Source organism: Ruegeria sp. CG11, assembly GCF_056537245.1.
The window spans coordinates 61,984-74,952 of record NZ_JBQFRE010000015.1 but is presented as its reverse complement, the minus strand read 5'-3'; the positions used below and the strand labels follow the sequence as shown (position 1 = coordinate 74,952).

Below are 12,969 nucleotides of genomic sequence, written 5' to 3'. Positions count from 1 at the left end.
GTTGACGAAATCGCGTGCCCTGGTGCTTGTTGCTTTCAAATCAATCGCGAGCGGGTTTCAGAATGGTTTCTTTGAAAGGCTGCCACTTCCCCAAGGATGTGGTTTTGTACGCTGTATTTTTCTATTTGCGCCACACTGTTTCCTATCGCGACCTTGAGGAAATCATGGCTGAACGGGGCGTATCCGTCGACCACGCCACATTGAATGGATGGGTTGTGAAGTATTCACCGATGATCGCAGCGCGCGCGCAATCGAAAAAGCGCCCAACACAGAAATCTTGGAGAATGGACGAGACTTACATCCGTGTGCGCGGCAATTGGGTGTATCTCTACCGGGCTGTCGATAAAGCAGGGAACACCCTTGATTTTATGCTGTCTGAGCGAAGGAACGGTCCCGCAGCAACCAGGTTCTTTGCCAAAGCGCTGTCATCAAACGGAATCCCAGACAAAATCGTCATCGATAAGAGCGGAGCTAATGCAACCGGTATTCGAGAAGTGAACAGAATCCTGAAGCGAATTGGTTGCCCGGCTAAAGTACAAACAATCAGGTCCAAATTCTTAAACAACATGATCGAACAGGATTACAGATTCATAAAACGGCGCGTTCGGCACATGTGCGGTTTCAAGTCTTTCTCGTCGGCATCCGCGACGTTGGAAGGTATCAAAGTGGCCAACATGATCCGAAAACGGCTATTTCCAACCGCGACAGCTTCTGGATTTCGGATGTTTGCGGAGATCGTAGGGTAAGTGTGCTTGGTAAGACGCTTACTCTGATCGTTCCAAAAATTGGCAACACAACCGGAAATAGAACATAACAAGGCACGTTCAGGCTTTTGCTCACAACCTTGGGTGTTGAGAAATAATGCGTACTGTAGTTGCGCGCACTTCTCCTCGACAAATAAATTTCTCAAGAACCGCCAGTTATCTTATATTTTATTGCCCCCTTTGAGCCCCTTTATGTGCACTCTGAGCCAAAACAGGAAGAAAGACGCAAGCATTAAGATGAACTGCATTCATCTCATCTCGAAATTTTGAAATATTGAAAAAGGGCCGGCCCCTGTCAGATTGCGCCTGCAATCAGGCCTCTCTCAGGATGGAAAAGAGAACCCCAATGGCACAAGATCTCGTTGCTCAACTGGATGACAAGCTGCGCGCAAAGCGTGAATCCTTCGACAAACTCCCTGTGATCGACATCGCTCCGTTGTTGGACGGCAGTGACAAGCAGAAAGTGGCGAAGGAAATTCGCTGGGCACTGTCGAACGTCGGCTTCATGTATGTGAAGAACCACGGCATTGCGCAGGACTTCGTCGATCAGGTCTTCGACGTCACACGCCGCTTTTTCGACTTGCCAATGGAAGACAAGATGAAGCTGCACGTCAGCAACTCGGACGTGGCGCTTCGCGGCTATATCGAACCCTACGGAGAAAACACCGACCCGACCAAGACCAGGGACCTGAAAGAGTGTTTCGACATCGGGCCCGAGCGTGACACGTTAGAGGGCCCGTTCTTCGGCCCCAATCAATGGACGGATGCTCTGCCCGAATTTCAGGAATTGGTTTACGGTTATCACCAGAAGATGGTCGCGCTGTCGAAACAGCTGCTGGGCGGTATCGCCTTGAGCCTGGACCTGCCGGAAACCCACTTCGAAAGCCTGATGCAAAACCCGATCAGTATCCAACGTCTGCTGCACTACCCACCGCAAAACGGCATGATAAACGAAAAGATCATCGGCATCGGTGCGCATACCGATTATGGGAACCTGACCATTCTTGCTCAGGACGATGTCGGCGGCCTTCAGGTGATGAACCGCGAAGGCAACTGGGTCGAGGGATCTCCGATCCCCGGGACTTTCGTGATCAATATCGGAGACTTGATCCAGCGCCTGACCAATGATGTCTATCTGGCCAACATGCATCGCGTCATCAACACATCCGGTCGCGAACGCTATTCGATCCCGTTCTTCATTGATGCAGATTATGATGCGGTATTCACACCCTTGGACACATGTATCTCGGACGAAAATCCGCGCCGCTATGAGGGCGTCACATGCGGAGCTCATAAGTTCGGACGCTTCGCGGCCAGTTACGCCCACCTGAAAGAAGCCGTTTAAACAGAAGGTTGCGCTAAACAACGGCAGGGCGCATGGCCGGAATACGGTGGGATTCAGACCCCTGAACGCCAAACCGATATTCCGGCCCCTCAGCTTAGTTACAGGTTGCGCGACGGTTCTGCCGCAAACTCTTTCCCCACCTGCCAGGTCGGGCGTACTTTATGGTAACGCGTGCTCGGATAAGACAGGAGCAGACCGTGACAATCTCATTCACGGGCGCGCATGTTCCGAAGGAAGTGATTTTGTACGCTGTTTTCTTCTATCTCCGATACGGCGTGTCATACCGCGAACTGGAAGAAATCATGGCGGAACGTGGTGTTGAACAGGATCACGCAACGCTGAACCGTTGGGTGAGCCGATACGCCGGTCTTGTAGCTGATGCTTCACGGTATAAAAATCGTCCTGCCGACCGTTCATTGCGCATGGATAAGACATATGTGAAATTGAAGGGTGAATGGGTTTACCTCTATTGCGCTATCGACAAACACGGCAAGACCACGGACTTCATATTATCCAAACGCCGGAACAAGGCCGCTGCGACGAAGTTCTTCACTCGCGCTCTCGAGGTGAACGGACTGCCACGCAAGATCGTCATCGACAAAAGCGGGGCCAACACAGCAGGTATCAAAGCCATAAACAAGATGCTGAAAGGTTTAGATTGCCCAGTACCAATCGAGATTGTGAGGCGGAAATACCTCAATAACATCATTAAACAAGACCACCGGTTCATCAAACGTCGGATCAGGCCGATGTCGGGCTTCAAGTCTTTTGATTCAGCGGAATCCGCTCTCGCTGGAATTGAACGGGTCAAAATGATCCGAAAAGGTCAATTCATACCCAGACTCTCGCCGTTTCAGCAGTTCGCGCAATTGGCAGAATAACCGACCTTCCTGCTCCATCTACTCAGCCTTCGAAGAAATTTGCGACAGAACCTCCGCGGGTGGACATAGGCTGAGTTCATCGACGATGCCGACTATGAAGCCTTGGTCTCAGAAGCGGAAAAACGTCTGGGACAGTTTGCTGCCCCGGACGGTTCAGTGAAGTTTCCGGCACCCGCGCATCTGGCTGTGTGGACGGCTGAATAACGCGGGGTGCAGGAGGTTGACTCAGACATTGTCGGCGCAAACCGACCAATTCTGGACGCGCACCGCCGTACCGGGCATTCAGCTATTCAGCACAAGGATTTCTTCGAACCGCGTCATGTCGGCAAACTGACAAAAGGCGGGCGCAGTGAGCGGAATGACAGGTGCGGCATCTGCCAGGTCTGCAAGGATAACACTCAGTTCAGCTTCCCAGATGGGCAGCAGTGAATCGGGCAGCCAATTGATGGGGTAGGCAAAGGTCATGTGGTGCTGATACGCGTCATGGTCTTCGTGGCGATACGCGAAGGGCTCGGTCAGCGCCTCGCGCCAGGCCAGCATCTTCGCCTCGTCTTCGTCGGTGGCGCCTTTGAGCGCAAGACCCGTGGGGCTGCAGCCCGTAACGCGTACGGAAAAACTCGAGGGTGCGGAAAAATCAGCGAGCCGATCGATCATGGCGTCGGTGACGCTGCTGACCGAGGCATCCCGGTCAAGATCGCGGGGCCATGTGTCCGGCGTGCGACGGGTTTCGATAACACCTTCAAACACCGTCATGTGCAGGCTTTCAGCAGGGGTAAAAAGAAAACGCCCGGCTTCCGGCAACACCATCACTCTCTTGCGCGCGTCCAGCACCGCCTTGTGAGTTGGGGCATCGACATCAAGATGGCAGACAACGGTGTTGCCGGCCTCGGGCAGGAATTTTTCTGCGTTATATCGCTGGCCAAACCGCCGCGGGACGTCCGGGTTTCTGCTGGCTGCGAAGGGTGCGACGTCAACATTCAAAGGCACTGTAATGCTCCGTTTTTTCGGCACCTTGTTCGAGGTGTGTTGCAAGGTTATGACCGGAATGGGGATTTGGCACCAGAAAAGGTTCTACTTCGAATTGACGGAGAGCGCGCTATAACCGGTAGATAAATCCACACCTTGTCGGAAAACTCTCGGCCATGCAGTTCAGGCAATTTTCACAGGCGCATCGACAATGACATCGCCCAATCTTTTTCAGCTTGCCGGGCTTGTGTTCACCGCGGTGACCTTTGTTGTGATCGGTGACACTGCGGGCAAGCTTCTGACCGGCGGCGGCGTCGATCCGATCATCGTTGCCTGGTCGCGCTTCGCTCTGGCCGCAATCCTGCTGCTGCCATTCAGCGGGCTTACAGCAAGCGAGTTGCCAAACTTCCGAGATTGGCGCGTCATGTTGCGGGCGTGTTTTATCGCCGGGGGGATTTGCTGCATCCTGACGGCACTGCGAACCGAACCGATTGCCAATGTCTTTGGGGCGTTCTTCATCGGGCCGGTGGTGTCTTATGTCCTTGCCATCCTGTTCCTTGGCGAAAAACCGTCGCGCCGTCGCGGCGTGCTGCTAGCGATCGGGTTCGCGGGGGTCATGTTGGTCGTAAAGCCGGGTTTCGGCGTGTCCTCCGGCATGATCTTCGCGCTGGCGGCCGGCGGATTCTATGGCGCCTATCTGGTGATGACGCGAACGCTGGCAGGCGCTTACCGGCCCCGATTCCTGTTGATCTCCCAACTCTTGATCGGTTCGGTGCTGTTGACGCCGCTCGGTCTGACGGCGGAGTTTCCTGTGCCTGACATGTCGGTCGCGGCGTTGATACTGCTGAGCGCTTTTGCCTCTGCTGTGGGCAATTACTTGTTGGTGATCGCAAACAAGTCGGCCGAGGCAAGCCTGATTGCGCCATTGGTCTACAGCCAACTGGTTTCCGCAACGGTGCTTGGGATTCTCGTGTTCAAAGATTGGCCGGATGCCTATTCTCTGTTGGGCCTCGTGCTGATCGCGTTTTCGGGGCTTGGCTCTTTGATCCTGCATCAGTCAGACAAGTGGGCTTCGGCCGCCAAGGGGTGAACCCTAGGCAGCCGAGTGAAACCCTGCCAAACCGATCATCTAGCCCAAAAGTGCTTCAATCCTGGCAAGTGTCGCCGTGCTCACTGCCACACCTTCATTTTGGGCTGCCAGACGCTTGGCTCGGCGACCGTCACCGGGCAGATGCGCCCCGTTCTGAAGGCGGATGGCCTCGACCAGTTCGGCGACACCAGTCGCGAACGCCCCCTCGGCTGTTGCGCCCGGATCGATGGCTATGAAGAATTGGCCGGTTTTCGGGGGACCGCCTGCCGTTCCCGAAAATGGCGAGGCATTGATGCCCAACGCCGCCCCAGTCAGGGCGGCGGCCAAAACCTCGACCAGCAGCGCGATGCCGACGCCCTTGTAGCCGCCCGAAGGCGCCATTGAGCCCTTTAGACCGACTTCCGGATCGGTGGTCGGGTTGCCCTCGGCGTCCAGCGCCCAGCCAACCGGGATCGGCTTGCCTTCGCGCGCATGTTTCATGACCTCACTTTTGGCAATCGTGCTGGCGCTCTGGTCGATCAACAAGGCGGGCTGGCCATCGGTTCCCGGGACAGCGACAGAAAACGGATTGGTGCCCACGACAGGTTTCGAGCCACCGGACGGGGCAATCGAGGCCGGCGCATTGGTGAACCCCAGCGCGACCAGCCCGGCTTGGGCAAGCCTGTAGGTGTGAAACCCAAGAACGCCGCAATTGTAGCTGTTCTTGATGGCCAGAACCGCAACGCCTTGTTCTCGCGCGGCGGGGATCAGAGCGTCAAATCCCAGATCAATGGCAGAATGGGCAAAGCCCGTGGCGGCGTCGACGGTCAAGACGCCCGGTCGGGGGCGCGACAGCACAGGCATTGCCATCCCATCGACCTTACCGCATTGCACATGCTCGCAATAGATCGGGATGTAAGCCAGGCCGTGGCTTGCGACGCCGTCCGCCTCAGTCGCGGCGGTTGCTTGCGCCAACGGGCGGGCGTTGTCTTTGGATGTGCCCGCTGCGACCAGCGCGCGGAAGGACAGGTCTTCTATTTCGGCAAGGGTAAGGGTCCGTGTGTCGGTCACGTGTGTCTCTTTTCAGTCGTTGTCGGAAAGCCCGGCCCCTGCGCCCAGCAGGCGGGATTCCTCGGTTGCGGGGGCGTAGGTCCGGTGGGCAAAGCGGTTCAGAACATCCCAATCACGCGGCGCGGGCTGCACGCGCGAGTGCCGATCGCGCAGGGCCTCAGGTGCAACACCCTGCGAAACGGTGACGCGTTGGGCCGCGGCGGGCAAAACATCGTGGACGGCCAGGTGATCGCCGTCTGTGACCGCCAGCGTGCCGTCGATTTCGACGTTTACCCAGCATTTCAGAACACGCGCCGCATTGGCGGCAAAGGGCAGCAGGAGATCAGGTGCAACAACGTCCCGCATTTCGACCGGGGTGGCCTTCAGCATATAAGCGCTGTCGGACAGGAGAGGGCCTGCCGACAAAGGGCACAACTCGCCATCGCCTTGCCAAAGGCCATCGACCTGCCGGGGGCGGTGGGCAGCAAGGTCCGAGGCTAGCCCGAGCGTCAGCAACCGGGCGAGAATTTCGGCGCCATCCAGCCCTTGGGCGCACAACCAGCGCACCGCTTTTGACGCTTCCTCCGCCTGTCCCCAGGAATAGCCCGCCCCGCGGGTGGCACGTTTGGCGGTTGCCTCCATCTCGTTCAGTGAGAAACTCATGCTGGAACCTCTGGATAGACCCAAAGATCGGCGTTCTGGGTGGTCAGTTCCTCGGGGTAGGGCGCACCGGCATACATGCAAATGCGAACCCAGCGATCTGAACGCGGATCGAAATGTGTGGCGCCGAAGAACGACAGCTTTGCCCGCAACATGTCGAGAGGTACAACTGTCGCGCCAATCGTATTGTCCCGGATTTCGCCATAAGGTGCGGAGCGGGTCATCTGGGCGCGCCGAACGGTGTGGCGATGTTCGGGATGGCGCAGCAGGAACTCTGCTACTGGCTGGGCGTCGTCCCATTCGCTCAACATCGCGTGGGCTGCAGCGGCGTCCCGCGCCGGGGCCAGTGGCTGCTCATAGTCCGCGATGGGTTCTTCGAACCGCTCGCCCATGCGGGGTTCCAGTTTTTCCTCGGACACATACCAAGCGCGGGCGCAGTTTTCGCGGGATGTCCAATCCAGATCCAGCGCCCAGCCAAAGGCGCCCCGGATCAGATCACGAACGTCGCTGATCGGCATCGACCCGTCGATCACAAATGCCTCGGCATTGCCATCGGCCATGCACGAGGCCAGCCCGTCCACGAGATCAGCGTAGGGCTCAAGGATCAGCGAGGCGAGGTATTCCTGTCCTTCTTCGCTGAGCGTAGTTTGCGACCAACTCACCAGACGATCCCAGGGATGGCTGCCGGTCAAACCGCCCCGATCCAGGTAATCCGAGATCGCTTGCAGGTCAGCGTTCAACGCCGCCAGTTTCTCGATTTGTAGGGGATGCTCAGACCGCCACCATGTCATGGATAGCTGGCTGCGTTCGAAAATACTGCGGAAGTGATCGACCTCGGCCGCAGATGCGGTTTCCACCGATCGAACACGCGCGATTGCTTCTTCCCGTGCCATGACCCAGTTGTTGAACAGAATGGGATGGTTGACAATGAATGGCGCCATGCCGAGACCGGTGGAATTGCCGATGCCCAACCAATGCGCAATGTCCGGGTCCAGTTTTGCGGCCTGATTGCCGCCTTTAGCGTCGGCTATGTGTTGAACCAGATCCCGCACGAAGGCGCGGGTCAGATAAACCGACAGCATTTCGGCCTGAAACGGCGCACTGGTTTCCGGGCGGTTCGCGATGTTCTCGCGATCTGCCGCGCCAAACTTGCCTGAACCATAGACGGCGGTCGTGCGCATCAGATAGCCAACCTGATAGATCTGCTGCAGATCCGGTTGCTGCCCAGCGGCCAGAGCATCAACCACATGTTCCCACAGCCGGACCGAGCGGTTGGCGCGGGACAAGGACAGCTCGGTTTCACTGACGCGCCCGGCTTCCTGCAGGGGGACGTTTTTCGAAAGACGCTCGATATCAGCCTTTGTCGGGATGCCGTCAAATAAGGCAAAGGTGGCGTCCCAAGCGTCGGCAATCACCCGGTCCGAGCGTTTCTCGGGCGGCAGGTCATGGGCGAATGCAACCAGCGAATACGCCCTTTCCGGGCCGTGGGCGGTGTAGACCGCTGTTCCGACGCCGTTGGCGTCAATGTCGAAAACCGGGCGTGAAAACGACCAGTTTTCTCGCGCCATGCGGCGAGTCAGCTGTCGCATGAAACTCAGCCGACACTGGTGCAATGATCCCAGCCGTGACAGCCGCATGACTGTGGCAGGGTCTCGTTGGACGATGTGAGTTTGCGCCTGTGTTTCCATTCGGCTACCCCCGGGCAACGAAGTTCTCGGCAAAGAACCTGTACCAGTTTCCCCCCATGATCCCGGCCACTTCGTCTTCGCTCAGGCCGGTCGCGCGCAACCCTTGTTCAATGTTCCCAAAGTCGCGGTTGTCCCGAAACCAAGTTGGCATCGCAGGGAAGCCCGGATTGCTGGCCGACCCCTCGCCATAGTCGATCTGTTTGGACCAACGCCCGACCCGCATCCATTCGACCACGCTGTCTGGCTGATCCTGACACAAATCCGTGCCGATCCCGAGGTGTTCTGCGCCGTATTTCTCAGCCGTGCGGGCGATCATCTCGCAAAAGCTGTCCAGCGTGCAGTCCGACTTGTCTTTCAGGTGATGAGGATAGACCGAAAAGCCCATCATCCCACCGTTTTCGGTCACAGCCCGGATCACATCATCACGCTTGTTGCGCAGGGCGGGTGACCATTCGTGCGGGTTCGCGTGAGTGATCGCGATCGGGCGTTCAGACAGCTCGGCGGCTTCGATGGTGGAGCGGTCGGCCGAGTGGCTCATGTCAACGACCAGGCCAACACGGTTCATTTCCTTGATCACCTGACGGCCCATGCGGGTGATGCCGGTATCTTCGGCCTCATAACAGCCCGTGGCCAGCAGAGATTGGTTGTTATAGGTCAGCTGCATGAACCTCGCGCCCAGAGTGTGCACGATTTCGACTAATCCTATATCGTCCTCGATGGGCGAAGGGTTCTGGAAGCCAAAGAACACAGCCGTGCGCCCGGTTTCCCGCGCTTTGTCGATGTCGCTGGACCACAACCCTTTCATGATCAGATCAGGGTATTGCTCGAACCACGTGTTCCACTTTTCAAAGTTCAGAACGGTTTCGCGGAAATTCTCATGATAGGCGATGGTGACGTGGATCGCGTCCACGCCCCCTTCGCGCAATTGCCGAAAGATCTTCTCGGACCAATTGGTGTATTGCAGCCCGTCGATCCGCATCACATCGGCTTTCCAGCGCTAATATAGGCGGTCTTGACCGTCGTATAGAACTCGGCCGCGGCCTTACCCTGTTCCCGCGGGCCGTAAGAGCTGTCTCCGCGTCCACCAAAGGGCACGTGATAGTCTGTTCCGGCAGTGGGCAGGTTCACCGTCACGACCCCGGTGCGCGCGTTGCGGCGGAAATGCGTGGCGCGGGCCAGGCTTTGCGTGACGATGCCTGAGGTCAGGCCGAAATTGGTGTCGTTGACCGTTGCCAGCGCCTCGTCATAGCTGTCGACCTTGATGACCGAGGTCAGCGGTGCGAACATCTCTTCTCGGTTGATGCGCATGTCGTTGGTTGTGTTCAGGAATACGCCGGGGCTCATGTAATAGCCGTCTTGGGGCATCTCCAATCGCTGGCCGCCGCAGGCCAGTTCTGCCCCTTCGGACTTGCCAAGATCGACATAAGCCAGATTTTCGGCCAGCTGCTGTGCGCTGACCACTGGCCCCATCTGGGTGCCCTCTGCCAGCGCGTGGCCGACCTTCATCGCCTGCGCCCCGGCCACCAGTTTTTCGACAAAGGCATCGTGCACGGCGGCATGAACCACCAGCCGAGACGAAGCGGTACATTTCTGACCGGTCCCCCCGAACGCACCCCCCAGCGCCAGCGAAACAGCAAGATCCAGATCGGCGTCGTCCATGACGGCCAACGCGTTTTTCGACCCCATTTCCATCTGTACCTTGGTCAGGTTTTGAATGGCGGCCGCGGCGATGCCCTTGCCGACCGGTACCGAACCGGTGAACGAGATGGCGTTGACCTTGGGGCTTTCCACTAGCCGCTGCCCGATGGAGCGGCCCGATCCCATGACAAGGCTGAACAGGCCCTTGGGGATGTCCTGACGGCTGATGATCTCGGTCAGGGCAACAGCCGACGCCGGAGTGATGTTGGCGGGTTTCCAAACCACCGCATTGCCGTAGCACAGCGCCGGAGCAATCTTCCACGACGCAGTGGCGGTCGGGAAGTTCCAAGGGCTGATGACGGCAACAACGCCGACCGCCTCGCGGCGGACGTCGATCTCGATATCCGGGCGCACGGAGTCGGCGTTTTCACCGATCTGGCGCAGGCACTCGGCAGCGTAATAGGTGAAAAACTGCCCGGCCCGGAATACTTCGCCTTTACCTTCGGCCAGCGGTTTGCCCTCTTCCCGGCTGAGCAGGGTGCCAAGCTCTTCGGCACGCGACATCAGTTCGGTGCCGATGTTCATCAGAACCGCCTGCTTGCGCTCTAGCCCGTATGCCGCCCATTCAGCCTGCGCCACACGCGCTTGATCCAGCGTCGCCTCAAGCTGATCCGCACTGGCCTGCGCGAAATGACCGATCAGGTCGCTCAGATCAGAAGGATTGCGGTTTTCGATTTCGGCTTCGCTAGCCAGCCATTCGCCGGCAATCAGGTTCTGGTTGGTCACAACAGGCCCCATGTCAAAATTGGTCGAGCAGAGAATGGACTTTGTAATCAGTATCAGTCAAATTCAAACAATTGAAAAAAACTTCAGAAAGATTGAAGTATGGCAATCAAGATCGAAATGCTGCGCTGCTTTTGCACTGTCGCGCAAACAGGCAACCTGACCGAGGCAGCCGACCGTCTGGGACGCACCCAATCGGCCGTTTCGATGACGCTAAAGCAACTCGAGAGCCATTTGGGTAAAAAGCTGTTTGAGGGAGAACGAAAGACCCATCTGTCCGCACTGGGAGAGCAGGTGTTCGAATTGTCTTTGAAGCAGGTTCGCCAGTTTGATCAGACGGTGCAGTCTATCGAGGCGGTTGCGGATGCCACCCACGGCCTGATGCGAATAGTGTCGGTTCCCTCAGTCGCCGCGTTGGTCTTCCCTTCGGTTCTTGAACACATGACCCACTGTTTTCCCGGGCTGAAAGTCGAATTGCGCGATACGGATACGCAACAGGTGCTGGATTCGCTTGTGGATGGCAAAGCGGATATCGGTATCGCCTCGGGTTTCCATCCGTTGAAAGGCATCAAGGCCATTCCCCTGTTCGAGGATCAATTCGGGCTTGTGTGTGCGTCTGACCATCCGCTTATCACAAGCCCCACGCCGCCCGCCCTGGATGATGTGATGGCCGCCGCGTTTGTTCGGAATGCCCTGTGCGATCTTATTCAGACGCCGAAATTTGTGGATGCGATCGCAGATGCCGACGTCACCATTCACAATACGCATTCGCTTGTTACCATGGTCAGAACCGGAAAGTGGGTGACCGTGCTCCCGCAAACTGTTGCGCGTTTTATTCCCGAAACCACCGCTTTTCGCGCCCTGCCGGACCTGCCCGACAAACGGCAGGTCTATTTGTACGTCAAGGAAAAACCACGGTTCCAGGAGCTGACGGACGAGTGCAGCGCCTTTATCCTGAGTAGAAAGCTGATCTGAAACCTTTGGCCAGTTCGGGTTCCTCACTTCACCAGATCCTCGACCGAAGCCAAAACGGAGTTGTCACGTAAATCTTCGCTCGGTTGCTTGTGCCTTTTATTGGACGTAGGTGGCGTCGATGAATTCATCGTTGATCAGCTGCAAGCGCCACCGATTTCCTCAAGGGATCATCACCCATGCGGTGTGGCTGTACGTACGCTTCAATCTGAGCCTACGGAAAGTTGAGGAATTGTTGCTGCAGCGCGAGATCGATGTCTCCTATGAGACCATTCGCCGTTGGATCATCAAGCTCGGACCTCTGATCGCTCGAAATTTGCGAAAACGTCAGGGTCGGTCTGGCGATGTCTGGCATCTGGATGAAATTGTAGTGAAAATCTCCGGTCGCAAATATTGGCTTTGGCGCGCGGTCGGTCAACATGGTATTGTGCTGGGCGAAATACTCCAACTGAAACGGGATAAACGGGCCGTCAAACGGCTGTTTCGTCGCCTGATAAAGCGTCTCGGTTTCATTCCCAAGCGGATCATCACAGACACGCTGCGCTCATATAGCGCCACCAAGCCGGAGACCGTGCAGGGATTGGATCATTGGGCACACAAAGGCTTGAACAACTGCGCTGAAAACAGTCATCTGCCATTTCGGAAGCGAGAGCGGACTATGCAGGGATTTCGATCTCCTGGAGGCTTGCAGCGGTTCGTAGCCGCCCATTCAGCCGCCCGGAATTGTTTCTGCGTCCCCACTCGCCGTCGCACAGCCTTAACAATTCTATATCACCGTCTTGAGGCACTTGATGCCTGGAATGCCACCACTCGAGCCGATTGAAGTCAGGGCATCAGCATTCCTTGTTGGGCCAGAAGTTAACGTGACAACTTCGTCACGTCAGGTTCTTTCGCAAGAGCCGTCAGAAAAGTTTGCGGTTATTCACCGCCGGACCGATCCGCATCAAAAAACAATGAGCGGTGATGATCCCGCCCAACCAGAAATGAAAAGCCGACATAGTGGTAAACGTGGTCTATTCCGTTCATTCCGGCCCTCCTGAAATCTGGTGCAATACACCGTGAAATTACAATGATCTTGGCACCAGATTGACGTGGAAAAGGCGTCAACAATGAGGCCCCTTGCCGCGATCCTCTTGTGACACCGCAATGGGGG

The 12,969-nt window shown here is 57.0% G+C and carries 12 protein-coding genes; 6 read left to right on the top strand and 6 right to left on the bottom strand.

Annotation, left to right across the window (positions count from 1 at the left end; genetic code table 11):
* The first annotated feature begins 62 nt into the window (after positions 1 to 62).
* From ACR0KW_RS20065 to ACR0KW_RS20055, 3 genes are all read left to right on the top strand, one after another.
* Complete coding sequence (locus ACR0KW_RS20065; RefSeq protein ID WP_480806573.1) at positions 63 to 746, top strand: IS6 family transposase; 684 nt, start codon at positions 63 to 65, stop codon at positions 744 to 746.
* Positions 747 to 1,110: 364 nt separating this feature from the next.
* Positions 1,111 to 2,109, top strand: a complete 999-nt coding sequence (locus ACR0KW_RS20060) for an isopenicillin N synthase family dioxygenase (protein ID WP_480806572.1) — start codon at positions 1,111 to 1,113, stop codon at positions 2,107 to 2,109.
* Positions 2,110 to 2,306: 197 nt separating this feature from the next.
* Positions 2,307 to 2,990, top strand: a complete 684-nt coding sequence (locus ACR0KW_RS20055; protein WP_480806571.1) for an IS6 family transposase — start codon at positions 2,307 to 2,309, stop codon at positions 2,988 to 2,990.
* Between the two features lie 282 nt (positions 2,991 to 3,272).
* Here ACR0KW_RS20055 and ACR0KW_RS20050 read toward each other — a convergent pair whose 3' ends face one another.
* On the bottom strand, positions 3,273 to 4,022 hold the full coding sequence (locus tag ACR0KW_RS20050; RefSeq protein WP_480806570.1) for a DUF1868 domain-containing protein: 750 nt from the start codon (positions 4,020 to 4,022) through the stop codon (positions 3,273 to 3,275).
* 145 nt (positions 4,023 to 4,167) lie between these two features.
* On the opposite strand from ACR0KW_RS20050, the gene ACR0KW_RS20045 reads away from it, so the two are divergent.
* Positions 4,168 to 5,046: a DMT family transporter gene (locus tag ACR0KW_RS20045; RefSeq protein ID WP_480806569.1), complete on the top strand. Its 879-nt coding sequence runs from the start codon at positions 4,168 to 4,170 to the stop codon at positions 5,044 to 5,046.
* A 39-nt stretch (positions 5,047 to 5,085) separates the two neighbouring features.
* Here the strand turns inward: ACR0KW_RS20045 and ACR0KW_RS20040 are convergent, their stop codons facing one another.
* Genes ACR0KW_RS20040 through ACR0KW_RS20020 form a run of 5 tightly spaced genes read right to left on the bottom strand, consistent with a single transcriptional unit; the run spans position 5,086 to position 10,859 of the window.
* Positions 5,086 to 6,096, bottom strand: coding sequence for an Ldh family oxidoreductase (locus tag ACR0KW_RS20040; protein ID WP_480806568.1), 1,011 nt, complete (start codon positions 6,094 to 6,096; stop codon positions 5,086 to 5,088).
* A 12-nt stretch (positions 6,097 to 6,108) separates the two neighbouring features.
* Positions 6,109 to 6,738: a DUF3726 domain-containing protein gene (locus ACR0KW_RS20035; RefSeq protein WP_480806567.1), complete on the bottom strand. Its 630-nt coding sequence runs from the start codon at positions 6,736 to 6,738 to the stop codon at positions 6,109 to 6,111.
* Positions 6,735 to 8,423 (bottom strand): hypothetical protein, encoded by a 1,689-nt coding sequence (locus ACR0KW_RS20030; protein ID WP_480806566.1) that lies wholly within the window; start codon positions 8,421 to 8,423, stop codon positions 6,735 to 6,737. Before ACR0KW_RS20030 ends, ACR0KW_RS20035 begins: the two co-directional genes overlap by 4 nt.
* A gap of 4 nt (positions 8,424 to 8,427) precedes the next feature.
* Entirely contained in the window at positions 8,428 to 9,402 is a 975-nt protein-coding gene (locus ACR0KW_RS20025; RefSeq protein ID WP_480806576.1) for a membrane dipeptidase, read from the bottom strand.
* Entirely contained in the window at positions 9,402 to 10,859 is a 1,458-nt protein-coding gene (locus tag ACR0KW_RS20020; protein WP_480806565.1) for an aldehyde dehydrogenase family protein, read from the bottom strand. The genes ACR0KW_RS20025 and ACR0KW_RS20020 overlap by 1 nt, the downstream gene beginning before the upstream one ends.
* 87 nt (positions 10,860 to 10,946) lie before the next feature.
* Here ACR0KW_RS20020 and ACR0KW_RS20015 point away from each other — a divergent pair, with 87 nt between their 5' ends.
* Positions 10,947 to 11,819 carry a LysR family transcriptional regulator gene (locus ACR0KW_RS20015; RefSeq protein ID WP_480806564.1) on the top strand — a complete coding sequence of 291 codons (873 nt, stop codon included), beginning with the start codon at positions 10,947 to 10,949 and terminating at the stop codon, positions 11,817 to 11,819.
* A gap of 118 nt (positions 11,820 to 11,937) precedes the next feature.
* A complete protein-coding gene (locus ACR0KW_RS20010) occupies positions 11,938 to 12,639 on the top strand; it encodes an IS6 family transposase (RefSeq protein ID WP_480806563.1) in 702 nt (233 codons plus the stop codon).
* The last annotated feature ends 330 nt before the right edge of the window (positions 12,640 to 12,969 follow it).